Below are 25,974 nucleotides of genomic sequence, written 5' to 3' on the forward strand. Positions count from 1 at the left end.
CAGAGGTGACATATGAGCAAAAAATCAATTCAAAAGGTGTATGCACTCACACCGATGCAGGAGGGAATGCTGTATCATGCGCTGCTTGATCCGCATTCTTCCTCCTACTTCACACAATTAGAGCTTAGGATTCACGGAAGCTTTCAGCTGGAGCTTTTTGAAAAAAGCGTCAATGAGCTGATCCGGACATATGACATCCTGCGTACGGTATTCGTGCACCAGCAGCTTCAAAAACCGCGCCAAGTCGTATTGGCGGAGCGGAAGACGAAGGTGCACTATGAAGATATCAGTCAATTAGATGAAGCGCGCCAAACCGAATATATTGAACGCTATAAACGCGGCGTGCAGCAGCAGGGCTTTCATCTGGCGAAGGATATTCTCTTTAAAGCGGCGGTGTTCAGACTCAGTGAGAAGGAGCTGTATCTCGTCTGGAGCAATCATCATATCGTCATGGACGGCTGGAGTATGGGCGTTTTGATGAAAAGCCTGTTCCAAAACTATGAAGCGCTTCGTGCCGGCCGGCCCGCCGGGGGAAGCCAGGGCAAACCTTACTCTGACTATATCAAATGGCTCGGAGGCCGGGATTATGAGGAGGCGGAACAATATTGGAGCAGCCGCCTGGCGGATTTCGAACAGCCGAGCCTGCTCCCGGGCCGTCTGGCACCAGAAAAGAAAGACTACCAAAATGAAGAATATTCTTTTGTCTGGGATGAAGAGCTGGTCGCGCAGATTCAGCAGACCGCCAACCGGCATCAAGTCACGGGGCCTAACCTGTTTCAGGCTGTTTGGGGTGCGGTGCTCAGCAAATACAACTATACAGACGATGTGGTGTTCGGCACCGTCGTATCAGGCCGTCCTTCAGAAATCAACGGCATTGAAACGATGGCGGGGCTGTTCATCAATACGATTCCCGTCAGAATCAAGATTGACAAAGATGCAGCCTTTTCTGACGTGATGGCGGCAGTTCAGAAAAACGCCGTGGAAGCCGAGCGCTATGATTATGTGCCGCTCTATGACATTCAAAAGCGCTCCGCTCTGGACGGCAGCCTCTTGAATCATTTGGTCGCGTTTGAAAACTATCCGCTGGACAAAGAGCTGGAAAACGGGGGCATGGAGGAAAGACTCGGCTTTTCCATTAAAGTGGAACATGCTTTTGAGCAGACGAGCTTTGATTTCAATCTCATCGTGTATCCGGGAAAAACATGGACTGTCAAAATCAAATACAACGGAGCGGCTTTCGCCCATGATGCCATCGAACGAACGGCGCATCATCTGACCCGCATGATGAAAGCGGCGGTCGGAACGCCTGACGCGCCCGTGCGGGAACTCGGCCTTGTTTCAGGTGAAGAAGAGCGGCAGATTGTTGAGGTATTCAATGATACGAAAACGGCGCTTCCGGAAGAGGAGACCGTTCACCGTTTGTTTGAAGCACAGGCAAACCGGACGCCTGCAAGTATCGCGATAAAAGGAGCGGGACGCGAATGGACCTACCGTGAAGTGAACGAAGCGGCCAACCGCCTGGCGAAACACCTTGTGAAGAGCGGGCTGGAAAAAGGCCGGACCGCCGCTATTATGAACGACCGGTCTGCGGAAACCGTTATCGGAATGCTTGCCGTCTTAAAAGCAGGCGGCGCATATGTGCCGATTGATCCGGCTTTTCCGGAGGACCGTCTCCGCTTTATGGCGGAAGACAGCTCGATTCGGCTCGTGCTGACAGTTCAGGACTATCAAGAACAAGCGGGCGCATTGCAAGTCCCGGTCGTCATGCTGGATGAAAGCGCGGATGAAACGGTAAGCGGAACAGACTTGAATCTCCCCGCTGGCGGCAACGACTTGGCGTATATCATGTATACATCCGGATCGACCGGCAAACCGAAAGGCGTCATGATTGAACACAGAAATATCATCAGGCTCGTCAAACATTCGAATTACGTGCCGGTTCATGAAGAAGACCGGATGGCGCAAACGGGAGCCGTCAGCTTTGATGCCGGAACCTTCGAAGTCTTCGGCGCATTGCTGAACGGAGCGTCATTGCACCCGGTGAAAAAAGAGACGCTGCTTGACGCCGGACAATTCGCCCAATTTCTGAAAGAGCAGCGGATCACGACCATGTGGCTGACGTCTCCGCTGTTTAATCAGCTTGCCCAAAAGGATGCCGGCATGTTTAACACGCTCAGGCACCTCATCATCGGCGGTGATGCGCTTGTGCCGCATATCGTCAGCAAAGTGAGGAAGGCATCACCGGAGCTGTCGCTTTGGAACGGCTACGGGCCGACGGAGAATACGACGTTTTCGACGAGTTTTCTAATTGATCAGGACTACGACGGCTCGGTCCCGATCGGGAAGCCGATCGGAAATTCCACTGCGTACATTATGGATGAAAACCGCAACCTCCAGCCGATCGGCGCGCCGGGTGAGCTGTGCGTCGGCGGAAGCGGAGTGGCAAGAGGCTATGTGAATCTGCCTGAATTAACGGAGAAGCAGTTTGTACGCGATCCGTTCAGACCGGATGAAATGATATACCGGACGGGGGACTTGGCGAAATGGCTTCCGGACGGCACGATCGAGTTTCTCGGCAGAATTGACAACCAAGTAAAGGTCCGCGGTTTCAGAATCGAGCTCGGCGAAATCGAGGCGAAAATCAGCCAGGCGGAGAATGTGACGGAATCTGCGGCTGTGATCCGGAAAAATAAAGCGGATGAAAATGAAATTTGCGCTTACTTTACCGCAGACCAAGCCCTTTCGCCGGAAGACCTGCGCAAAACGCTTTCGGAATCACTTCCGGAATACATGATTCCGGCGCACTTCATCCAGATGAATCAGTTTCCGCTGACGGCGAACGGAAAGATTGATAAAAAAGCGCTGCCTGAGCCTCAGGCTGAAGCCGTTCAAAAAGAATACGTAGCGTCGAAAACGGAAGCGGAGCAGAAACTCGCGGACATTTGGGAAGGCATTCTCGGTGTAAAAGCGGGTGTGACTGACAATTTCTTCACGATTGGCGGACATTCTTTAAAAGCCATGATGATGACCGCTAAAATCCAGGAGCACTTTCAAAAAGAAGTGCCGATTAAAGTGTTATTTGAAAAGCCGACCATTCAGGAGCTTGCGCATTATTTGCAGCATGAGAGCGAGGAGGAGCAGCAGTTTGAACCGATCCGACAAGCGCCTTATCAGAAGCATTATCCTGTTTCCTCAGCACAGCGCAGGATGTATATCCTTAATCAGCTCGGACAGGCCAGCACGAGCTACAACGTCCCTGCTGTACTTTTGCTGGAAGGATCAGTAGACAAAAAGCGTCTTGAGGAGGCCATGCAGGCATTAATCAACCGTCATGAGACACTGCGTACGTCGTTTGACATGGCAGATGGAGAAGTTGTGCAGACCATTCATAAAAATGTGTCGTTTGAGCTGGAAACCGCCGAGGGCCGGGAAGAAGATGCAGAAGAGCTGACAAAAGCCTTTATCAGACCGTTTGTGCTCAACCGCGCGCCGCTTGTCCGTTCGAAGCTGATCCGGCTTGAAGAAGACCGGCATCTTCTGCTGATTGACATGCACCACATTATTACGGACGGAAGCTCAATGGGCATTTTCATCGGTGATCTTGCGAAGCTTTATCAAGGCACGGAGCTTGCGCTGCCAAAGATTCATTATAAGGATTTTTCAGTCTGGCAGCGTGAAAAAGCAAATCTCGATCAGCACGAAGCCTACTGGCTTGAGACGTTCAAAGGCGATCTGCCGGTGCTGGATCTGCCGCTTGATTTCCCGCGTCCTGCCGAGCGCAGTTTTGAAGGGGAACGCGTCATCTTCGGGCTTGATAAACAGGTGACGGTGCAGATTAAGAAGCTGCTGGCTGATACGGATACGACGATGTACATGTTTTTGTTAGCCGCTTTTCAAGTGCTGCTGTCCAAATATTCGGGGCAGGAAGACATCGTAGTCGGGTCTCCGGCGGCCGGAAGACAGCATCCTGATCTCCAAGACGTGCCGGGCATGTTTGTCAACACAGTTGCGCTTCGGTCGCATCCTGCCGGCAAAAAAACGTTCAAACAATTTCTGGATGAGGTGAAAACAGCGAGCCTTCAAGCTTTTGAGCATCAAAGCTATCCGCTTGAAGAATTAATTGAAAAACTGCCGTTAACGAGGGACACAAGCCGGAGTCCGCTGTTCAGCGTGTTATTTAATATGCAGAACATGGATATCCCGGCCCTGCGGCTCGGAGATTTGGAGATTTCTTCATACTCCATGCATCATCATGTCGCTAAATTTGATCTTTCCTTAGAAGCGGCTGAACGCGGAGAAGAGGTCGGATTGAGCTTTGATTACGCGAAAGCCTTATTTGCGGACGAAACCATCCGCCGCTGGAGCGCTCATTTTGTCAATCTGATTAAAGCCTGCGCTGAAAATCCGGATATTCAGCTGTCCGACGCAAGCCTGCTGTCCGCTCCTGAACGGGAAGCGCTCCTTTCTGATGAAAAACGTACGGAAGCGGATCTGCCTGAGGGCACTTTTGTTTCGCTGTTTGAACGCCAAGCGCAAAAAACGCCTGATCTCACGGCGGTTGCGGGCGGAATAAGTCTGACATATCGTGAGCTTGATGAACGCTCGAACCGGTTTGCCCGCCACCTTCAGTCTTGCGGAACGGGCAGTGAGGACATCGTGGCCATTATGATGGATCGTTCGGCCGACTTGATTCCCGCGATTCTCGGCGTCATGAAAGCCGGAGCGGCATTTCTCCCGATTGATCCGGAGACTCCTGAAGAGAGAATCCGCTACTCTCTTGAAGACAGCGGAACGAAGCTTCTGGTCGTCAATGAGAGAAACATGACCGCGGCCGCCGTTTATAAAGGAAAAACGATCGTAATGGAAGACGGAGAATGGCAGAACGAAAGCGCCGGCCGGCTTGAAACGAAGCCCAGCGCCGACCAGCTTGCCTATATCATTTATACCTCGGGAACAACGGGCAAACCGAAAGGCGTCCAGCTGGAGCACCGCAATCTAATCAATTATGTCACATGGTTCAGCCGTGAAGCCGGTTTGACTGAAGCTGACAAATCTGTGCTGCTGTCTTCTTACGCATTTGATCTCGGCTATACGGCTATATTCCCGATTCTTCAGGCGGGCGGAGAGCTGCACATTGTGCCGAAAGAGACGTACACCGCGCCTGATCAGCTTGGTGAGTATATACAGAAAAACGGCATTACGTATATGAAATTGACGCCGTCATTGTTCCATATGATCGTCAATACAGCCCGTTTTACGTCAGAACGCCGTTTCAGCCCGCTTCGTTTAGTGGTGCTCGGCGGAGAAAAGATCATCACGTCCGATGTCCGCAAGTTTCATGACGTATACGCCCATACCGACTTCATCAATCACTACGGGCCGACGGAAACGACGATCGGCGCCATTGCCGGACGGATCAATATGGAGCGCCTTGATCAATATGAGCAGCGTCCCGTCATCGGCCGCCCGATCGCGAATACCGGCGCGCTTGTATTGGACGGAGCAATGCAGCTCGTGCCTCCGGGCGCAAGCGGCGAGCTTTATATTACCGGAAGGGGGCTTGCCAGAGGATATCTTCACCGTCCGCAGCTGACGGCGGAGAAATTTCTCTCAAATCCTTTTTCACCGGACAGCCTGATGTACAAAACGGGAGATGTCGTCCGCAGGCTTTCTGACGGGACGATTGAATTTATCGGCCGTGCGGATGATCAGGTGAAAATCCGGGGCTACCGCATTGAATTAAAAGAGGTTGAAACCGTGCTGTTAAGCGTAAACGGCATTCAGGAGGCGGTCGTTCTCGCAGTCAGCGAAGGCGGGCTGCCGGAACTGTGCGCGTACTATAAAGCCGGCAGCGAGCTGAAAGGCTCTGAGCTTCGCAAACGGCTTTCCGAAACACTGCCGTCTCATATGCTCCCGGCCTATTTCGTGCAAGTAGACCGCATTCCGCTCACAGCCAACGGAAAAACCGATAAAAACGCCCTCCCGAAACCGGGCGTCAGCCAAACGGCGCAAACAGCTTCAGCCTTGCCGGAAACGGAATTGGAGGAAAAACTGTGCCGCATTTGGAAACAGACACTCGGTACGGATACGCTCGGCATCGACGATAATTTCTTCGATTACGGCGGGCACTCTTTAAAAGGCATGATGCTCCTCGCCAATATTCAGGCTGAACTGGACAAAACGGTTCCGTTAAAAGCGCTGTTCGAACAGCCGACTGTCCGCCTGCTTGCCGTATATATCGAAAAATCAGCGGTATCTGAGGGATATCGGATGATCTCACCGGCAGACAGTGCAGACGCGTACCCGTTATCATCCGCCCAAAAACGGATGTACGTCCTGAACCAGCTTGACCGGGAGACAATCAGCTATAATATGCCGTCCGTTCTTCTGATGGAAGGAGAAGTCAATATTTCAAGGCTTCAGGAAGCGCTCAATCAGATGATCAATCGCCACGAGTCTTTGCGGACGTCCTTTATCGATCAAAACGGCCGCCCGATGCAGCAGATCGCAGAACAGGCTGACATCGACCTGCACATCTTTGAAGCAGCAGACGAGGAGAAAGCGGATCTTATCATTCAGGCATTCATTAAGCCGTTTGATCTGAGCGCGGCTCCGCTCATTCGGGCCGCTCTTGTCAGACTGAATGAAAAGAAACACCTGCTGCTGCTGGATATGCATCATATTATTGCCGACGGCGTATCCAGAAGCATGCTGGTCAAAGAGCTCGCTCATCTTTACAAAGGCGGGAGCCTGCCGTCGCCGAACCTGCACTATAAAGACTTCGCCGTCTGGCAGAATGAACCTGAGCAGGCCGAACGGATGAAAGACCATGAGCGTTATTGGCTCTCCGCATTTTCCGGCGAGCTTCCTGAATTGAATCTGCCGACCGATTTCCCCCGTCCGCCGGTTCAAAGTTTTAAAGGACAATCCGTCCGTTTCAGAGCGGGGCGTGAAACGGAAAAAGCGGTGCGTGAATTAATGGAATCATCGGGAGCGACTCTTCATATGGTGCTTCACGCCGCGTTCCATGTCTTTTTGAGCAAAATCACGGGGCAGCGCGATATCATTATCGGCTCGGTGACCGCCGGAAGAACGAGCGCCGAAGTTCAGGAAATGCCGGGGATGTTTGTCAATACGCTTGCGCTTCGCAATGAAACGCGCAAAGAGCAAACCTTCGCCGGGCTGCTCGAACAGGTGAAACAAACCAATCTCGACGCGCTGGCGCATCAGGATTATCCGTTTGAGGATCTGATCGGAAAGCTTGACCTGCCGAGAGATATGAGCCGAAATCCGTTGTTCCAAGTCATGGTGACGACAGAAGATCCGGATAAAGAAACACTGGAACTGGAGAACCTGCGCATCACTCCGTATGAGTCGAACCAAGGCACGGCGAAATTCGATCTGACACTCGGCGGCTTTACGGATCAAGAAGGTCTCGGCCTTCAGTTTGAATATGCGGCTGATCTGTTTAAAAAAGAAACAATTGAAAAGTGGAGCGCCGGGTTCCTGCGGATTCTGAAGCAAGCGGCAGAAAGTCCGGACAGAAAGCTGCCTGAGATTTCACTGATCAGCGATGCTGAAAAACAAGCCCTCCTTGACGAATGGAAAGGAAAAACAATTTCTGTGCCGCGGGACAAAACGGTTCACCGTCTCTTTGAAGAAACGGCCGCCCGCTACGCGAACCGGCCGGCCGCGGCATATAACGGCGCGAAATGGACGTACGGCGAGCTGAACGCAAGGGCGAACCGGATCGCGCGCATTCTCATGGACTGCGGCGTCACGGCTGACGAGCGTGTCGGCATCCTGACGAAACCGTCCTTGGAAATGGCCGCGGGCGTACTCGGCGTCTTGAAAGCGGGCGCGGCATTTGTGCCGATTGACCCCGACTACCCGGAAGAGCGGATCAGCTACATTCTGCTGGACAGCGGCGCCAAGCTTCTTCTCACACAGGAAGCGCTGGACGTGCCGGACAGCTACAACGGAGAAACGATTCTGCTTGACGGCGGACGCTCCATTCTGAGCCTGCCGCTTGATGAAAACGATGAAGCGAACCCGCAGACGGAAACAACGGCGGATCATCTCGCTTATATGATTTACACGTCAGGAACGACCGGACAGCCGAAAGGTGTCATGGTCGAACACCATGCGCTGGTGAACCTGTGCTTCTGGCATCACGACGCATTCGCCATGACGGCGGATGATAAAAGCGCCAAATACGCGGGCTTCGGTTTTGACGCCTCCATCTGGGAGATGTTCCCGACATGGACCATCGGCGCGGAGCTTCACGTCATTGACGAAGCGATCCGGCTGGATATCACCCGCTTAAATCACTATTTCGAAGAGCACGGCGTGACCATCACCTTCCTGCCTACGCAGCTCGCCGAACAATTTATGGAGCTGGAAAATACCTCTCTCCGCATGCTTCTCGTCGGCGGCGATAAGCTGAAGCGGGCGGTGAAACAGCCGTACACGATCGTCAACAACTACGGCCCGACGGAAAACACCGTCGTCGCGACAAGCGGCGTCATCAATCCGGAGGAAGGGTCGCTTTCGATCGGACGGGCGATTGCCAATACGAGAGTTTATATTCTCGGCGACGGAGATCAGGTGCAGCCGGAAGGCATTGCCGGTGAATTGTGCGTGGCCGGCCGCGGACTTGCGCGCGGATACCTGAACCGTGAAGAAGAAACGGCGAAGCGGTTTACCGCAGATCCGTTCGTGCCCGGCGAGCGCATGTACCGGACCGGCGACCTCGTCAAATGGAACGCGCAGTGCGGGATCGAATACATCGGGCGTATTGACCAGCAGGTCAAAGTGCGGGGCTACCGGATCGAGCTTTCAGAAATCGAAGTCCGCCTCGCCCGGCTTGCGGACGTTCATGACGCAGCGGTGACGGCCGTGGAAGACAAAGCGGGCAATACCGCGCTTTGCGCCTATGTCGCGCCTCAGCAGGACGATATTGAAGCGCTCAAAGCCGCGCTGAAAGACACGCTGCCTGACTACATGGTGCCGGCGTTCTGGGTGGAGATGGACGAGCTTCCGGTCACGGCAAACGGCAAGATTGACAAAAAAGCCCTGCCGGCGCCTGACATTGAAGCGGGAAGCGCCGCGTACAAAGCGCCGGAAACGGAGATGGAGACGCTGCTTTCCGACATTTGGCAGGAAGTGCTCGGTCTTGACCAGATCGGCGTAAGCGATAATTTCTTCACGCTCGGCGGCGACTCGATCAAAGGTATCCAAATGGCGAGCCGCCTGAACCAGCACGGGTATAAATTGGAGATGAAAGACCTCTTCCAGCACCCGACCATCGAAGAACTCGTCTCTTATGTGGAGCGGACGGAAGGCAAGCAGGCCGACCAGGGCCCTGTCGAAGGCGAAGCGGAGTTAACGCCGATCCAGCGCTGGTTCTTTGAGAAAAACTTCACGGACAAACACCACTGGAATCAATCCGTCATGCTTCACGCGAAAGACGGCTTTGATCCGGACCTGGTGGAAAAAACCCTGCAAGCATTGATTGAACACCATGATGCGCTCCGCATGGTTTACCGTGAAGAAAGGGAAGGCGGCATCATTCAGACATACCTCCCTGTCACAGAATGCAAGGCAAGCTTTGACATCGTTGATCTGTACGGAACTGACGAGGATATGCTGAAAAGCCAGATTCAGCGGCTTGCCGATCATCTTCAGGGAAGTCTGGATCTGGAGAACGGCCCGCTGTTAAAAGCGGAGCAATACCGGACAGAACAAGGCGATCATCTGTTAATCGCGGTTCACCATCTCGTCGTGGACGGGGTTTCATGGAGAATTCTGCTTGAGGATTTCGCTTCAGGTTATAAACAGGCGCAGCAGCAAAACAGCATCGTCCTCCCGCAAAAAACCCACTCCTTTAAAGATTGGGCGGAGGCGCTGAACACATTTGCGCAATCAGAAGAGCTGAAAAAGCAGGCGGATTATTGGGCGCAGGCAGATGCGGAAGAACTCCGGCCGCTGCCGAAAGACCATGATCCGAACAAACGGCTCGTCAAACATACGGCGGCCGTGAAATGTGAATTAACTGAGGAAGAAACGGCACAGCTGCTTACAGATGTTCATCATCCGTACGGAACGGAAATCAACGACATTCTGCTCAGCGCGCTCGGCTTAACGATCGGTGAATGGACGGAAAACGGCAAAGTCGGCATCAACTTAGAAGGACACGGCCGGGAAGAAATCATACCGAATGTCAATATTTCACGGACGGTCGGCTGGTTTACTGCCCAATATCCTTTGATTCTGCAAATCAGCAAGGAAGACGGCATCTCTTCCGTCATTAAAACGGTAAAAGAGACGGTGCGGCGCGTTCCTGATAAAGGTGTAGGATACGGGATTCTCCGGTATCTGTCATCCGATGAAACAGAACAAGGCGCCGCGCCTGAAATCAGTTTTAACTACTTAGGGCAGTTTGACAATGAAGTGAAAACGGAATGGTTTGAGCCGTCTCCATATGATATGGGACGTCAAGTCAGCGAAGAGTCAGAGGCGTTATACGCACTGAGCTTCAGCGGGATGGTTACAGGCGGCCGCTTCGTCATTTCCTGCTCATACAATCAGGAAGAATATGAAAGAAGCACCGTCGAAACACAGATGCAGCGGTTTAAAGACAATCTCTTAATGATCATCCGCCATTGCACGGCCAAAGAGGAGAAAGAATTTACGCCGAGCGATTTCAGCGCGCAGGATCTTGAGATGGATGAAATGGGAGACATCTTTGACATGCTTGAGGAGAATTTAACGTGACAAAAACAGATCACAGAAGGGGGGAGCGGAGCAGATGAGCCAATTCAGCAAAGATCAGGTTCAGGACATGTATTATTTGTCGCCGATGCAGGAGGGAATGCTGTTTCATACTCTCCTGAATCCCGGCCAAAGCTTTTACATCGAACAAATGACAATGAAAGTAAAAGGCGGCTTTAATATCAAATGCCTTGAAGAAAGCATGAATGTGATCATGGACCGGTACGATGTATTTCGTACCGTGTTCATTCACGAAAAAGTAAAAAGGCCGGTCCAAGTCGTATTGAAAAAACGGCAGTTTCAGATCGAAGAAATCGATCTGACACATGTAACGGACAGCGAGCAAACAGCCAAAATCAATGAATACAAAGAACAGGATAAGATCAAGGGCTTTGATTTGACGCGGGATATTCCGATGCGGGCAGCCATTTTCAAAAAATCGGAAGAAAGCTTTGAATGGGTGTGGAGCTACCACCACATCATTTTGGACGGCTGGTGCTTCGGCATCGTCGTGCAGGATCTGTTTAAGGTATACAATGCCCTGCGCGAACAAAAGCCGTACAGCCTGCCGCCGGTCAAACCGTATAAAGACTATATCAAGTGGCTTGAAAAGCAGGATAAACAAGCATCACTGCATTACTGGCGCGAGTACTTAGAAGATTTTGAAGGACAAACGACATTTGCGGAGCAAAGAAAGAAACAAAAGGACGGCTATGAGCCGAAAGAGCTGCTCTTCTCACTGCCGGAGGAGGAAACAAAAGCATTTACCGAGCTTGCAAAATCGCAGCATACCACTTTGAGTACGGCGCTGCAGGCGGTTTGGAGTGTATTAATCAGCCGCTACCAGCAGTCCGGCGATTTGATCTTCGGCACAGTCGTTTCCGGGCGCCCCGCAGAAATCAAAGGCGTTGAACATATGGTCGGGCTGTTTATCAATGCTGTTCCGAGGCGGGTGAAGCTGTCTGGGGATACCACATTTAACGGCTTGCTCAAGCAGCTGCAGGAGCAATCGCTGCAGTCTGAGCCGCATCAATATGTGCCGCTCTATGACATCCAAAGCCAGGCCGATCAGCCAAAGCTGATTGACCACATCATTGTGTTTGAAAATTATCCGCTTCAGGATGCAAAAAATGAAGAGAACAGTGAAAACGGCTTTGATATGGAGGATGTACACGTTTTTGAGAAATCGAATTATGATCTCAACCTGATGGCTTCTCCAGGTGATGAGATGCTGATTAAGCTTGCCTATAACGGGAATGTGTTTGATGAGGCGTTTATCCTGCGCTTAAAATCTCAGCTTCTCACAGCGATTCAGCAGCTCATCCAGAAGCCGGATCAGCCTGTCAATACGATCAGACTTGTTGATGAAAAGGAAAGAGAGCTTCTGCTTACCGGCTTAAACCCGCCGGCTCAGACTCATCAGGCGAAGCCTCTGACGGATTGGTTCAAGGAAGCGGTGAATGTAAATCCTGATGCGCCGGCGCTTACGTATTCCGGCCAGACTCTTTCCTATCGTGAATTAGATGAGGAAGCGAACCGTCTTGCGCGCCGTTTGCAAAAGCAAGGTGCGGGCAAAGGCTCCGTTGTCGCGTTGTACACGAAGCGCTCGCTTGAGCTGGTGATCGGCATTCTCGGTGTATTAAAAGCAGGAGCGGCTTATCTGCCGGTTGATCCGAAGCTGCCGGAGGACCGAATCTCGTACATGCTGGCTGACAGTGCGGCAGCCTGTCTGCTGACACATCAGGAGATGAAAGAAAAAGCGGCTCAGCTGCCGTATACAGGAACAACACTCATCATCGATGATCGGGCACGGTTTGAGGAACAGGCAAGCGATCCTGCAGCCGCAGTTGATCCCGATGATCCTGCGTATATTATGTATACGTCCGGCACAACCGGAAAGCCGAAGGGCAATATCACCACTCATGCCAATATTCAAGGATTGGTCAAGCATGTAGATTACATGGCATTTTCTGAAAAAGATACGTTCTTATCTGTTTCCAATTACGCCTTTGACGCATTTACCTTTGATTTCTACGCATCAATACTGAATGCGGCACGGCTCATTATCGCAGATGAACATACACTGCTTGATACAGAACGGCTCACTGATCTGATCCGGCAGGAGAATGTCAATGTCATGTTTGCGACAACCGCACTTTTTAATCTTCTCACCGATGCGGGAGAGGAGTGGCTGAAGGGGCTCCGCTGTGTGTTATTCGGGGGTGAGCGCGCTTCTGTGCCTCACGTCAGAAAAGCGCTTGAGATCATGGGGCCTGGCAAGCTGATTAATTGCTACGGGCCGACTGAGGGCACGGTGTTTGCGACAGCTCACGTCGTGCATGATATCCCGGATTCCATTTCCTCATTGCCGATCGGAAAGCCGATCAGCAATGCCAGTGTTTATATTCTGAACGGGCAAAATCAGCTTCAGCCGTTCGGAGCTGTCGGTGAACTGTGCATCAGCGGAATGGGTGTATCAAAAGGGTATCTGAACCGTCATGACCTGACGAAGCAAACGTTTATCCCAAATCCGTTCAAGCCGGGAGAAACGCTTTACCGCACAGGGGATTTAGCACGCTGGCTGCCGGATGGAACAATTGAATACGCCGGGCGTATTGACGACCAGGTCAAAATACGCGGACACCGGATTGAGCTTGAAGAAATCGAAAAGCAGCTGCAGGAATACCCGGGTGTGAAAGATGCGGTCGTTGTTGCAGACCGCCATGAGTCCGGAGATGCATCAATCAATGCCTACCTCGTGAACCGGACGCCGCTTTCAGCTGATGACGTAAAGAGGCACTTGAAAAAACAGCTTCCTGCTTACATGGTGCCGCAAACCTTTACTTTCTTAGAGGAGCTTCCGTTAACGACAAACGGGAAGGTCAATAAACGGCAGCTGCCGAAACCGGATCAGGCTCAGGCGGCGAAAGAATGGATCGGGCCTCGAAACGCGACGGAAGAAACAATTGCGCACATCTGGTCCGACATTCTCGGCAGACAGCAGATCGGGATTCATGATGATTTCTTCGCGCTCGGAGGCCATTCCTTAAAAGCAATGACGGCAGCGTCGCGCATTAAAAAAGAGCTCGGTGCGGACATTCCGGTGCAGCTGTTATTCGAAGCGACGACAATCGCAGACATTGCCGGTTATCTGCTTCACGGTGAAGAAAAAGGAATGAAAGATCTCACCATCATGAATAAAAATCAGTCTGACACACTGTTTGCGTTCCCGCCGGTTCTCGGTTACGGGCTGATGTACCAGCCGCTGGCAAAACAGCTGTCCGGCTATCGAATCTGCGCGTTTGATTTTATCGAAGAAGACAACCGCATCGAACGCTACACAGAGCTGATCAATCAGCTCCAGCCGGAAGGACCGGTCAAGCTGTTCGGATACTCGGCAGGCTGCACGCTCGCCTTTGAAACGGCCAAACAGCTTGAAGCCGAAGGACGTAAAGTGGAGCGGCTGATCATGGTCGATTCCTATAAAAAACAAGGCGTCAGCGACTTAGAAGGCCGCACCGTAGAAAGTGATGTCCAGGCGCTGATGAAGGTAAACCGGGACAATGAAGCGCTGAATAACGAAGCCGTCAAAGAAGGTCTCGCCAAAAAAACAAACGCGTTTTATTCTTATTTCGTGCATACCGTCAGTACCGGCACGGTTAATGCGGATATAGATCTATTAACGTCAGAACCGGACTTTGCGATGCCGCCGTGGCTCGCTGCGTGGGAGGAAGCCACGACAGGTGAATGCCGTGTGAAAAAAGGCTGCGGCACGCACGCAGAAATGCTTCAGGGAGAATGTCTCGAAAGGAATGCGGCATATTTGCTCGAATTCCTAAGGAAGGAACATCCGAAGCTGACAACTTCACGATAGAAAAGGAGGAAGCCCGCCAATGGTCCAGCTCTTTAAATCGTTCGATACCACGGAAAAAACGCAGCTTATCTGTTTTCCGTTCGCAGGAGGCTATTCCGCATCATTCCGCCCGCTCCACACCTATCTTCAAGGTGAGTGTGAGATGCTTGCCGCGGAACCGCCGGGACACGGAACAAATCAAATGTCCGCCGTTGAGGATTTTGAACAGCTTGTCAGTTTATACAAGCAGGAGTTGAATCTCCATCCTGACCGCCCGTTTGTGCTGTTCGGCCACAGTATGGGAGGCATGGTCGCTTTCAGGCTGGCGCAAAAGCTGGAGCGGGAGGGCATTTACCCGCAGGCCGTGATCATCTCAGCCATTCAGCCGCCGCATGTGGAAAGGAAAAAAGTGTCTCATCTTGATGATGAAAAATTTCTCGCCCATATTATTGAACTGGGCGGAATGCCGCAGGAGTTAGTGGAGAATAAGGAGGTCATGTCATTTTTCCTGCCTTCTTTCAGATCCGACTACCGCGCGCTTGAAAGCTTCCGTCCGTCTGATTCTCACATCATTCAATCACCCGTCCATATTTTTAACGGGCGGAAAGATAAAAAATGTATCAAAGATGCGGACGGATGGAAAAAATGGGCCGGCAATCCCGTATTTCATGAGTTTTCGGACGGCCACATGTTCATATTAAGTGAAACTGAAAAAGTGGCGGAACGAATCTATGAGATTATTAACAGGAGCACTGCAGGCCAATTGTTATAGGATATGACAGACAGCATTCGCTGTCTGTTTTTTGTAACAAAATCCGCCCGTGAGTTTTCTCATTTATCAAAAATTTTATGTTATGATTTGATGGAATATAATTTTGAAGGGATTGTCGTACATGAATGATGCAGCAAAAGAGCTGAACAGAACATTATCTGAAGAAAACCCGCACGTGCTTCATATGCTTTCTGATTTGGGCAGAGAGTTGTTTTATCCGAAAGGGGTGCTGACACAATCGGCGGAAGCGAAAGCCAAGGCCGGAAAGTATAATGCCACGATCGGAATCGCCACCTCACAAGGCGAGTCCATGCACTTTTCCCATATTCAAGAGACACTGTCCGCCTATAACCCCGATGATATCTACGATTATGCTCCGCCGCAGGGAAAAGAGCCGCTCAGACAGGAATGGCTGAAAAAAATGCGTCTCGAAAATCCTTCATTAGCCGGCAAAGACATCAGCACGCCGATCGTGACAAACGCTTTAACACACGGACTGAGCATTGCTGCCGACTTGTTCGTCAATGAAGGGGATGCGCTGCTTCTGCCTGATAAATATTGGGGAAATTACAATTTCATTTTCGGTGTCCGGCGCAAGGCATCCATTGAGACGTACCCGCTTTTTCAGCAGGATGGGCGTTTTAATGCGGCGGGGCTGTCCGAGCTGCTGAAAAAGCAGGAAGAAAAGGCGATTGTCGTGCTGAATTTCCCGAATAATCCGACAGGCTACACGCCGGGAGAAGAGGAAGCGGCAGAAATCGTCAGCGTGATCTTGGAGGCGGCAGAAGCCGGCAAAGAGATTGTCGTGCTCGTAGACGATGCGTATTATAATCTGTTTTACGATGAAACAGCCATTCAGGAATCCATCTTCAGCAAACTCGCCCAAGTGCACGACCGGGTGCTTTGCGTGAAAATAGACGGCGCGACGAAGGAAAATTACGCGTGGGGCTTCCGCGTCGGTTTTATTACGTACAAGCACAAAAAGCGAAAAAGCGCTGCGCGTGCTCGAGGAAAAAACAAAAGGGATTATCAGGGGAACGATTTCAAGCGCCCCGCACCCGTCCCAAACGTTTATGCTGCGGGCGATGCAGTCACCGGAATACGAGAAAGAAAAATCGCTGAAATATAACATCATGAAAAAACGGGCTGACAAAGTGAAAGCCGTTCTTGCAGAAAACAAGCACTATGAAGACGTATGGACGCCTTATCCGTTTAACTCGGGTTATTTCATGTGTGTCCGGCTGAAAGACATAAACGCCGGCGAATCGGAACGATATCCATTAATGAAACCGATTTGCGAATCGCATTTTCATGTGTTGAAGAAGAACACATCGCGGATCTGTTCGAAGAAATTTATCAAGAAGCAAAGCAGCTGCAGAAACAGGCGGAAATATCAGGCTGACAAAAAAGGAGGGGGACACCCTCCTTTTTCTATGCTTACAGCAGCTCTTCATACGTTTTCATCTCAATCCCGTCACAAAAATCGGGATGCGCCGCACAAACGGCCAGCTTATACTCCTCGTCCGCCTCATATGTGCGGATGAAACAAGGTTCATGCCCGTCCGGGAGCTCAATGGACACATGGCCGTCGTCTTTAAGGCGGACGCTGAATGAATCAAGCGGCAGGGAAAGCCCTTTTCCGGCCTGCTTGATAAAGCTTTCTTTCATCGACCACAGGTGGTAAAAATAATCGGTCTGCTGATCGGGGTGTTTCGCTTGCAGATCACTGTATTCCGTCGGTGAAAAAAACCGTTTGGCGATATCAATCGTGCCGGGCTTCATTTTTTCAATATCAATGCCGATCGGTTTTGAATCAACAGCACACACGATCCAGCGCCCGGAATGGGAAATATTAAAGTGCATGTCCGGAAGCGCGGGGATGTACGGCTTTCCGTATTCCTGGACGCTGAATGAAATCCCGGCCGGATCAAGTCCGTAAGCCTTCGCCGCAGCGGTGCGGATCAGCATGTCGCCGATCAAGGTGCGGTGAGCATCCTCCTTATGGTAAAAGCGCCGGCATTTTTCCCGCTTTTCGGCGGACACGGCCGCCATCATCCGATCCTCTTCCTCTGCAGAAAGCGGGCGGTCCATATATACTCCGTAAATCTTCATGTCCAGATCCTCCGTCTGAAAATATTGTCAAAACCATCCTATCATATTAGACGAAAGCTGTCCGAAAATAAAAAAACAAAACCGTTTCGGCTTTGTTTTTAATGAACGGACGTTGCCCGCCCGGAGATCGCGTATGTTAACAGTTTAGAGGACTGGGGCAAAGAAAAACGCAGAATCAGCCCCGTCAAAACAGCCGTAATAATGGTTCCGGCGCCGATCGGTCCGCCCATCATCCAGGCTGCGGCAAGAATCGTCAGCTCAATGCCGTTCCGCACCCATTGTACGTTCCAGCCCGTTTTTTCAGATATCAGCATCATCAGAGAGTCCCGGGGGCCCGCGCCGAGCCCTGCTGATACGTAAATACCGACGCCGCAGCCGATCAGCAGCAATCCGATAGAAAAGAACACGGCCGCTAAGGAAAAAGCGTGCGCCTCAGGAAGCAGAAACGAAAAGAAATCAATAAACATTCCCATCAGCACCATGTTTAAGATAGCACCGATTTTCGGGAACGTCCTCGTGAACAGGCAGGTTAAAGCGACGATGACCGCGCCGACCACGATGGACCATTGGCCGACAGAAAGCCCGAAATGCTGAAAAAGCCCATAATGAAAGGCATCCCAAGGGCTGATGCCGAGAGCTTTTCCTTTAATGGTTAACGATACCCCGAAAGACAAAATCAACAGACCGGCAAAATAAAACGTCCAGCGCATCAAGAATTCCCGCTTCAAAGAGGTCCCTTCTTTCATAAAATTTCATTAATTGTCATTGTAGCATAACCGCCAAAAAAAAGAAGAAGCGAAATCAGTGTTTCGCTTCTTCTCCCGCTCCTACAAAGGATTCAGTATACGATTTAAAAACCGCTGCGTGCGTTCTTCTTTCGGCGCGGAAAAAATGTGGGCCGGCGGTCCTTGTTCCACAATGACGCCGCCGTCAATGAAGATGACTTCATCGGCCACTTCCTGCGCGAATTTGATTTCATGGGTGACGACAACCATCGTCCAGCCTTCGTTCGCCAGATCCTTAATCACTTTGAGCACCTCGCCGACCAGCTCCGGATCAAGCGCTGATGTCGGTTCGTCAAACAGCATCAGCTCAGGCTGAATCGCAAGCGCGCGGGCGATGCCGACCCGCTGCTGCTGACCGCCGGAAAGCTGGAACGGATATAAATCCATTTTGTCTTTCAGTCCGACTTTTTCCAGAAGCTCCATCGCTTCTTTTCTGACTTGCTCCTTGTCGCGCTTTTGCACTTGAATGGGTCCTTCCATGACGTTTTCAAGCGCCGTGCGGTGAGGAAACAGATGATACGCCTGAAAGACCATGCCTGATTTGCGGCGGAGGCGAAGAATATCAGCCTGCTTCACTTTTTTGGAGAAATCTATTGCAAAATCTGAGAATGCCAGCTCGCCGCGATTGGGGATCTCAAGCGCGTTCAGACAGCGCAGAAGCGTCGTTTTTCCTGAACCGGACGGCCCCAGAATGGCGATGACTTTCCCTTTTTCTATCTCCATATCTATCTTTTTTAAAATTTCATTCTGTCCGAATGATTTATTTAATCCTTTGACGGAAAGCATATCGAAACCTCCTTATTTGGCCACATAACGGTCGAGTCGCCGTTCGATCACGTGCTGTACGATTGACAGCAAGAAGCAGATGATCCAATAAATAAAGGCGGCTTCAATATAGATGACCAAGATTTGATCAAGGTTTTGCGCGCCGATTTCCTGCGCTTTTCTGAACAGCTCCGCGACGAGAATCTGTGACGCGAGAGATGTATCCTTGATCAGGCTGATAAATGTATTTGATAATGGCGGAATGGACACGCGAAATGCCTGCGGCAGGATCACGCGGAACAATGTCTTGCGATAGGTCATGCCGATCGTATAACCGGCTTCCCATTGCCCTTTCGGCACGGATGAAATAGATGCCCGGATGATTTCAGAAGCGTAGGCGCCCACGTTTAATGAAAACGCGATGACTGCGCTTGGGAAAGGGTCCAGCGTAATATTAAATGTCGGGAACAGATAAAAAATGATGAACAATTGAACGAGAAGAGGAGTGCCGCGCACCGCTGATACGTATACGCTGAACACCCATCTCAATGGTTTCATATTTGACATTCTGGCGAGCGCCGTAATCAGCGCGATGATCATTCCGAAAATAAAGGAAAGAATGGTAAGGGGAATCGAGTAATAGATTCCCCCGGAAAGAATCGGCCAGAATGACTGCTGCACCAAATCCCATGGAATGGCTGTTGCAATCACGGGCTCCGGCATGTTACTTAGAAACATCTTCGCCGAACCATTTTTTCGCTATTTTAGAAAGAGTCCCGTCCTCTTTCATTTCTTTTAACGCTTTGTTGACGTGAGTCACAAGTTCGCCGCTTCCTTTTCGGAATGCGAAATACGTCTGCTGCGGCTGGCCTGCTTCAAACGCGATTTTCACGTTTTTATTGCCGGACGTTTTTAAGTAGTTCAGTACGGCAAGTTTATCGTTGTAAGTCAGATCAGCGCGGCCCTGCTGAATGAGCTGAAGGGATTGAGCCATGCCTTCAACGCCTTCAATTTTCGCGCCGGCTTCTTTCGCTAATTTATTGTAATTGCTTGTTAATGACTGAGCCGCTGTTTTTCCTTTGACATCAGCCTCTTTCGCAATCGTGCTGTCTTTTTTCGTCACGACGACTGCATTTGACGTTGTGTATTTATCAGAAAAATCATATTGGTTCTCACGGCCTGTTTTGCCGACTTGGTTGGCGACGACGTCAAACCGTTTCGCGTTTAATCCGGCAAACATGCTGTCCCATTGCGTTTCTTTGAAGTCAGCTTTCAGACCGAGGCGTTTCGCGACTTCTTGAATCACTTCAACATCATATCCGGTCAGTTTGTCACTCTTTTTATTATGGAAGGTAAACGGTTCGTACGTTCCTTCTGTGCCGACGGTCAGTACGCCTTTTTTCTTGACAGAAGCCCAAAGATCGCCGTCTTTTGACTTAGATCCGCTGTCCTGTGAGTTTCCGCAGGCTGCAAGCATTGCGATGCTGACCATCATGAACAAAGCGAATAATGCTTTTTTCATCTTCTTTATTCCCCACTTTTCTGAGTAGTTTTATTGAGAAAAAATAGCTCCCAATTGTAAAGGATAACTTTTTTTTAGTATGAGTCAAGTAATTGGTTTTCATAAGCGGGAATTCTTCGTGTTCCGAGATCAAAATAATTCCAAAAACTGTTTGACGGGCTTCGGCAGGTAGCTGTCTTTCCTCCAAATGACGGCCGGTGTCATGACAAACGGGTTGTCTTCGATGATAACCGTTTTGACATGCGAGCGCATATGGACGGGAATCATCGTCAAAGGCAGAATCGTGGCGCCGAACCCTGACGATACGAGGCTCAAAAGCGTCGCGGAGTCATGACATTCACAGACAACCTGAAGGTCGAGACCGTACTGTTCACAAACTTGGAGGACTTGGTCATACACACCTCTTCCATTGACGGTGCGCAAAAGGATCAGAGGCAAAGAGGCGATGTCATTCAGTTTAATCGTTTCACCGCACAGTCGTTTTGAATGCTCGGACAGCACCAATACACACGGAATGTCTTCAAGCTCCTTCGATTCAATGCCGTCGTTTTTAATCAAGGTGGTGGTCACGGCGGCGTCAATCTGCCGGGTTTCCAGAAGCTCAAGCAGTGAGACGGGTTCATCTTCCCAAATGTTAAAGGTGAGATGCGGAAACCGCTCTTTCATCTGTGACACTTTCTCAAGCATGAGCGCTGCGCAGTAAATGGTTGACCCGACGGCAAGTGTCCCGGCCACCTCCTCCTTCAGCTCTTGTACCTCGATAATGGCATCCTCAAACTTATGAAGAATCTCTTTCGCTCTTTTCAAAAAGACATTTCCTTCATATGTAAGGGTCATTTGTTTCTTTTTATTGCGGTCAAACAGAATGACGCCCAATTCTTCTTCGAGCTGTTTCAGCTGTCTGCTTAAAGGCGGCTGTGCCATATGAAGCTTTTTGGCGGCCGTCGTGATTTTCTGCTCTTGGGCAATGGTGATGAAATAACGCAATTGCCGGATATCCATGAGAACGCGCTCCTTTCTTTTATACCTTTAAGGTATGATACATAGATTTAACGAATATTTTTCATATGGATATATCAGGAGTATGATGGTTTTGACACCATATTTCAAGCGTAAAGGAGGGGTCAATATGAAGCTCGTCATCGGAATGACCGGGGCAACGGGAGCCATATTCGGGATCAGGCTTTTAGAATATTTAAAAGCCGCGGAGATCGAAACCCATCTTGTCGTGTCTCCTTGGGCAAATGTCACCATTACACATGAAACCGATTATACGTTAAAAGATGTCGAGAAACTCGCATCCTATACGTATTCTCACAAAGACCAGGCGGCGGCGATTTCAAGCGGTTCGTTTGAAACGGACGGGATGATCATCGCTCCGTGCAGCATGAAATCACTGGCAAGCATCCGCACCGGAATGGCTGACAATCTGCTGACAAGGGCGGCTGACGTCATCCTGAAGGAGCGGAAAAAACTTGTGCTGCTGACTAGAGAAACGCCGCTCAGCCAAATCCATTTAGAAAATATGCTAGCGCTTACAAAAATGGGTTCCGTCATTCTTCCGCCGATGCCGGCATTTTATAACAAGCCGGCTGACATGGATGAATTGATAGATCATATTGTGTTCCGGACGCTCGATCAGTTCGGCATCCGTCTGCCGGAAGCGAAACGGTGGTACGGAATTGAAAAACAAAAAGGAGGAATCTGATAATGGCCTATCAGGATTTTAGGGAATTTCTCGCCGCTCTTGAAAAAGAAGGGCAGCTCTTAACAGTCAACGAAGAGGTAAAACCGGAGCCGGATCTGGGTGCCGCCGCGCGTGCAGCCAGCAATCTCGGGGATAAAACCCCTGCGCTTTTGTTTAACAATATTTACGGACATCACCATGCGCAGGTGGCTCTGAATGTCATCGGCTCGTGGCCGAATCACGCGATGATGCTCGGCATGCCGAAAGATACGCCTGTAAAAGAACAATTCTTTGAGTTTGCCAAACGGTACGATGCATTTCCGGTGCCGGTCAAACGGGAAGAAACCGCGCCGTTTCATGAAAATGAAATAATGGAAGATATCAATCTATTCGACATCCTTCCGCTATTCAGAATCAACCAGGGGGACGGCGGCTATTACTTGGATAAAGCGTGTGTCATTTCCCGCGATCTTGAAGATCCGGACAATTTCGGCAAGCAGAATGTCGGCATTTACAGAATGCAGGTAAAGGGAAAAGACCGCCTCGGCATTCAGCCCGTGCCTCAGCATGATATTGCGATTCATCTTCGCCAAGCTGAAGAACGCGGCGTGAATCTTCCCGTTACGATCGCGCTCGGCTGTGAGCCGGTGATTACGACAGCTGCATCAACTCCGCTGTTATACGATCAATCCGAGTATGAAATGGCCGGCGCGATTCAAGGGGAGCCCTACAGAATCGTCAAATCTAAATTGTCTGATTTAGACATCCCTTGGGGCGCTGAAGTCGTTCTGGAAGGAGAGATCCTTGCGGGAGAACGGGAATACGAAGGACCTTTCGGTGAGTTCACGGGCCATTATTCAGGCGGCCGCAGCATGCCGGTGATCAAAATCAAACGGGTATATCATAGAAACAATCCGATTTTTGAACATTTATACTTAGGCATGCCGTGGACGGAGTGCGATTATATGATCGGCATTAATACGTGCGTGCCGCTTTACCAGCAGCTCAAGGAAGCTTATCCGAACGAAATTGTCGCCGTGAACGCGATGTATACGCACGGGCTGATCGCCATTATTTCCACGAAAACGCGCTACGGCGGCTTTGCCAAGGCGGTCGGCATGCGCGCTCTGACCACGCCGCACGGACTCGGCTACTGCAAAATGGTCATTGTCGTGGATGAGGATGTCGATCCGTTTAACCTGCCGCAAGTCATGTGGGCGCTCTCAACGAAAATGCATCCGAAACACGATGCAGTCATCATTCCTGACCTGTCCGTCCTTCCGCTTGACCCGGGGTCTGATCCGGCAGGGATGACACACAAAATGATTCTTGACGCCACAACGCCTGTCGCGCCGGAAACAAGAGGCCATTATTCTCAGCCGCTTGATTCTCCGCTGACAACGAAAGAGTGGGAACAAAAACTGATGGACTTAATGAATCAATAAGAAAGGATGAGGTTGCAATGAAAACATGCCCGCGCTGTGAATTGAAAAAAGGAGAAACTGTCAGCCAATCGCCGGTCAAAGGCGCTTGGGAAATTTACCAATGCCAAACCTGCTTTTTCACATGGAGATCCTGTGAACCGGAAAGCATCACGAATCCGGCGGCATTCAACCCGGCATTTAAAATTGATCCGAAAGAAACGGAGACGGCCACGCATGTTCCCGCTGTTCCGGAAAGAAAAGCGTAATGCTGACGGAGCAGCTGCCGGAGGCGCTTTACACGCTTTTAGACGGAACGGAGCTTGAAAAAAAGCAGCACGACGCATTTGTGCTCCAATCCGTGACAAAAGAAGGCCGTCCGCACGCGGCCATGATCAGCGCCGGTGAAATCGTGGCCGTGAGCAGAACAAATCTCCGGCTCGCCTTATGGAAAAACACGACGACCGTAAGCAGCCTGCTGCATTCGGGACAAGCGCTTTTCATCGCCTGGCACGGAGGAGCCGCATATTACGTCACATTGGAATGTGAGGCGCTTCCGCCGCTGAAAGAGGCGAAACACGAGCGGGAACGGTTCAGCTGCCGCGTGATCACCGTCAAGGAAGATCGGGCGAAATACGCGGATCTGACATCCGGACCGGCCATCCAGCTCCACGAACCGGAAGATGTCTTGAAGAGATGGAGAGAAACACTTGAGGAGTTAAAACGATAGACGCATAAAAAAAGCCTGCGGACGATTCCGCAGGCTTTTCTTTTATTGTACGCCTTTCATCGCCCGTTTAATGACGGGAGACAGAAGAATCAAAATAATACCGAGAATGATCGAAACAAGACCGATTGAGCCGAAGTAGGCCGCTTCAGAAATCTTATCAAACAAACCGACTACTTTTGCGTTCAGGGCTTGACCGCAGGCGTTTGTTAAAAACCACATGCTCATCGTCTGCGCTGAGAAAGCGGCAGGCGCAAGTTTTGTTGTGACGGATAAACCGACCGGTGAAAGGCAAAGCTCACCAAGCACAACCAAAAGGAAGCTGAGCACAAGCCAAAGCGGGCTCACAAGCTCGCCGCTTCCGCCCATAACCGGAAGCACCATGACTAAAAATGATAATCCGGCAAGGATAATGCCGATCGCGAATTTAATCGGTGTTGAAGGCTGGCGTTTGCCGAGCTTCATCCAGATCCAGGCGAACACCGGCGCGAAAATAACAATGAATAATGGGTTCAGAGACTGGAACCATGAAGACTCAAGATGCATGCCCGCAAAGGAAAGTCTCGTGCGCTGATCCGCATATAAAGCAAGAATCGTCGCGCCCTGCTCCTGAATCGCCCAGAACATTGCCGCTGCAACAAACAGCGGAACATAAGCCGCAAGCCGTGATTTTTCCGTTTTCGTCGCTTTTTTGCTTGTGAACATCACGATAAAGTAAATAACCGGAATGACAATGCCGAGGATACTGACGGTGTCAATCACACGCTGGATCGTCAGCCAGCCGGTTTGGATCAGAACGATGATAACGGCTGCTGCGATGACCACTCCGATTCCCGTGCCGATCACTGATGATTTAGAAATCGGATTCGGTACATTGGAGCCTGCTTTGCCGAGGTATTTCTTTCTCGTTAGAGCGAAAACAATCAGTCCGAGGAACATACCGGCCGCGGCGCATCCGAAGCCTAAGTGGTAGTTGTACTTCTGTCCGAGTGTTCCGACAATTAGCGGCGCAAGCAATCCGCCGAGGTTGATCCCCATGTAAAAGATGCTGAAACCTGAGTCGCGGCGCTCGTCTTCCTTCGTATATAAATCTCCGACAACGCTGGATACGTTTGGTTTAAGCAGGCCGGTTCCGATAATGATCAGAGCCATGCTGGTAAAAAACGCCGCCGTGCTGCCAGGGAAGGCAAGAGCGATGTGCCCGAACATAATTAAAATTCCGCCGTAAAATACGGTGTTTGCCGTGCCGAATACCCGGTCGGCCAGCCATCCGCCGATGACGCTCGACATGTATACGAGAGACCCGTATATGGACATGATGGCAACTGCGGTCGTTTTATCAAAGCCGAGACCGCCATGAGCGACTTCCGTGTATAAATAGTAAAGCAATATGGCTCTCATACCATAGTAGGAGAAACGCTCCCAAAATTCGGTGAAAAACAGTGTGAACAAGCCGCGGGGATGACCGAAAAAGCCTCGTTGCGGCACAGTTTCTGTTATAGAGTCCTTATCAATAGATGCCACCTGAGCCAACCCTTTCTTAAAAAAGTGTATTAC

At 50.6% G+C, this 25,974-nt stretch carries 14 protein-coding genes and 1 pseudogene; 8 read left to right on the forward strand and 7 right to left on the reverse strand.

The genetic code is table 11. From position 1 onward, the window contains the following. The first annotated feature begins 12 nt into the window (after positions 1–12). From srfAB to ACNFN4_RS17195, 4 genes and pseudogenes are all read left to right on the forward strand, one after another. A complete protein-coding gene (gene srfAB / locus ACNFN4_RS17180) occupies positions 13–10,776 on the forward strand; it encodes a surfactin non-ribosomal peptide synthetase SrfAB (RefSeq protein WP_448200342.1) in 10,764 nt (3,587 codons plus the stop codon). Positions 10,777–10,810: 34 nt separating this feature from the next. Further along, positions 10,811–14,647: a surfactin non-ribosomal peptide synthetase SrfAC gene (gene srfAC, locus ACNFN4_RS17185; RefSeq protein WP_448200343.1), complete on the forward strand. Its 3,837-nt coding sequence runs from the start codon at positions 10,811–10,813 to the stop codon at positions 14,645–14,647. Positions 14,648–14,666: 19 nt separating this feature from the next. Then, positions 14,667–15,398: a surfactin biosynthesis thioesterase SrfAD gene (gene srfAD, locus ACNFN4_RS17190; protein WP_115940425.1), complete on the forward strand. Its 732-nt coding sequence runs from the start codon at positions 14,667–14,669 to the stop codon at positions 15,396–15,398. Between the two features lie 121 nt (positions 15,399–15,519). After that, positions 15,520–16,800 (forward strand): annotated as a pseudogene (locus ACNFN4_RS17195) (aminotransferase class I/II-fold pyridoxal phosphate-dependent enzyme). Positions 16,801–16,835: 35 nt separating this feature from the next. On the opposite strand, the gene ACNFN4_RS17200 reads toward ACNFN4_RS17195, so the two are convergent. The 6 genes from ACNFN4_RS17200 to ACNFN4_RS17225 all read right to left on the reverse strand — a co-directional run bounded on the left by ACNFN4_RS17200 (position 16,836) and on the right by ACNFN4_RS17225 (position 21,584). Beyond that, entirely contained in the window at positions 16,836–17,510 is a 675-nt protein-coding gene (locus ACNFN4_RS17200) for a 4'-phosphopantetheinyl transferase family protein (RefSeq protein ID WP_021495133.1), read from the reverse strand. Positions 17,511–17,608: 98 nt separating this feature from the next. After that, positions 17,609–18,220 (reverse strand): YczE/YyaS/YitT family protein, encoded by a 612-nt coding sequence (locus ACNFN4_RS17205; protein WP_442319875.1) that lies wholly within the window; start codon positions 18,218–18,220, stop codon positions 17,609–17,611. 117 nt (positions 18,221–18,337) lie between these two features. Then, positions 18,338–19,081 carry a cystine ABC transporter ATP-binding protein TcyC gene (tcyC, locus tag ACNFN4_RS17210; RefSeq protein WP_021495131.1) on the reverse strand — a complete coding sequence of 248 codons (744 nt, stop codon included), beginning with the start codon at positions 19,079–19,081 and terminating at the stop codon, positions 18,338–18,340. A gap of 12 nt (positions 19,082–19,093) precedes the next feature. Next, on the reverse strand, positions 19,094–19,798 hold the full coding sequence (locus ACNFN4_RS17215; protein WP_003156375.1) for an amino acid ABC transporter permease: 705 nt from the start codon (positions 19,796–19,798) through the stop codon (positions 19,094–19,096). Beyond that, entirely contained in the window at positions 19,785–20,582 is a 798-nt protein-coding gene (gene tcyA, locus ACNFN4_RS17220) for a cystine ABC transporter substrate-binding lipoprotein TcyA (protein WP_134986373.1), read from the reverse strand. The genes ACNFN4_RS17215 and tcyA overlap by 14 nt, the downstream gene beginning before the upstream one ends. Positions 20,583–20,711: 129 nt before the next feature. Further along, positions 20,712–21,584, reverse strand: a complete 873-nt coding sequence (locus ACNFN4_RS17225; protein WP_063637000.1) for a LysR family transcriptional regulator — start codon at positions 21,582–21,584, stop codon at positions 20,712–20,714. Positions 21,585–21,669: 85 nt separating this feature from the next. Between ACNFN4_RS17225 and ACNFN4_RS17230 the strand changes: the two genes are divergently transcribed. The 4 genes from ACNFN4_RS17230 to ACNFN4_RS17245 are packed head-to-tail and all read left to right on the forward strand — an operon-like array spanning position 21,670 to position 24,420. Next, positions 21,670–22,290: a non-oxidative hydroxyarylic acid decarboxylases subunit B gene (locus ACNFN4_RS17230; RefSeq protein ID WP_031304492.1), complete on the forward strand. Its 621-nt coding sequence runs from the start codon at positions 21,670–21,672 to the stop codon at positions 22,288–22,290. A 2-nt stretch (positions 22,291–22,292) separates the two neighbouring features. Next, positions 22,293–23,714 carry a phenolic acid decarboxylase BsdC gene (gene bsdC, locus ACNFN4_RS17235; RefSeq protein WP_022552576.1) on the forward strand — a complete coding sequence of 474 codons (1,422 nt, stop codon included), beginning with the start codon at positions 22,293–22,295 and terminating at the stop codon, positions 23,712–23,714. 17 nt (positions 23,715–23,731) lie between these two features. Further along, positions 23,732–23,959 (forward strand): non-oxidative hydroxyarylic acid decarboxylases subunit D, encoded by a 228-nt coding sequence (locus tag ACNFN4_RS17240; protein ID WP_448200344.1) that lies wholly within the window; start codon positions 23,732–23,734, stop codon positions 23,957–23,959. Next, positions 23,959–24,420, forward strand: coding sequence for a hypothetical protein (locus tag ACNFN4_RS17245; protein ID WP_021495129.1), 462 nt, complete (start codon positions 23,959–23,961; stop codon positions 24,418–24,420). Before ACNFN4_RS17240 ends, ACNFN4_RS17245 begins: the two co-directional genes overlap by 1 nt. Before the next feature lie 42 nt (positions 24,421–24,462). Here the strand turns inward: ACNFN4_RS17245 and ACNFN4_RS17250 are convergent, their stop codons facing one another. Beyond that, the gene (locus ACNFN4_RS17250; protein WP_012116786.1) at positions 24,463–25,941 is read right to left on the reverse strand and encodes a peptide MFS transporter; all 1,479 of its coding nucleotides are present in this window, start codon (positions 25,939–25,941) and stop codon (positions 24,463–24,465) included. Between the last annotated feature and the right edge of the window lie 33 nt (positions 25,942–25,974).

The sequence above is a fragment of the Bacillus sp. N1(2025) genome (genome assembly GCF_053470005.1).

What these genes read in the sequence shown, in the direction of transcription:
- srfAC (WP_448200343.1), top strand. Translation starts at nt 10,811, where the DNA reads ATGAGCCAATTCAGCAAAGATCAGGTTCAGGACATGTATTATTTGTCG.
- bsdC (WP_022552576.1), top strand. Translation starts at nt 22,293, where the DNA reads ATGGCCTATCAGGATTTTAGGGAATTTCTCGCCGCTCTTGAAAAAGAA.
- ACNFN4_RS17205 (WP_442319875.1), bottom strand. Translation starts at nt 18,220, where the DNA reads ATGCGCTGGACGTTTTATTTTGCCGGTCTGTTGATTTTGTCTTTCGGG.
- srfAB (WP_448200342.1), top strand. Translation starts at nt 13, where the DNA reads ATGAGCAAAAAATCAATTCAAAAGGTGTATGCACTCACACCGATGCAG.
- ACNFN4_RS17240 (WP_448200344.1), top strand. Translation starts at nt 23,732, where the DNA reads ATGAAAACATGCCCGCGCTGTGAATTGAAAAAAGGAGAAACTGTCAGC.
- srfAD (WP_115940425.1), top strand. Translation starts at nt 14,667, where the DNA reads ATGGTCCAGCTCTTTAAATCGTTCGATACCACGGAAAAAACGCAGCTT.
- ACNFN4_RS17230 (WP_031304492.1), top strand. Translation starts at nt 21,670, where the DNA reads ATGGTTTTGACACCATATTTCAAGCGTAAAGGAGGGGTCAATATGAAG.
- ACNFN4_RS17200 (WP_021495133.1), bottom strand. Translation starts at nt 17,510, where the DNA reads ATGAAGATTTACGGAGTATATATGGACCGCCCGCTTTCTGCAGAGGAA.
- ACNFN4_RS17245 (WP_021495129.1), top strand. Translation starts at nt 23,959, where the DNA reads ATGCTGACGGAGCAGCTGCCGGAGGCGCTTTACACGCTTTTAGACGGA.
- tcyC (WP_021495131.1), bottom strand. Translation starts at nt 19,081, where the DNA reads ATGCTTTCCGTCAAAGGATTAAATAAATCATTCGGACAGAATGAAATT.
- tcyA (WP_134986373.1), bottom strand. Translation starts at nt 20,582, where the DNA reads ATGAAAAAAGCATTATTCGCTTTGTTCATGATGGTCAGCATCGCAATG.
- ACNFN4_RS17215 (WP_003156375.1), bottom strand. Translation starts at nt 19,798, where the DNA reads ATGTTTCTAAGTAACATGCCGGAGCCCGTGATTGCAACAGCCATTCCA.
- ACNFN4_RS17225 (WP_063637000.1), bottom strand. Translation starts at nt 21,584, where the DNA reads ATGGATATCCGGCAATTGCGTTATTTCATCACCATTGCCCAAGAGCAG.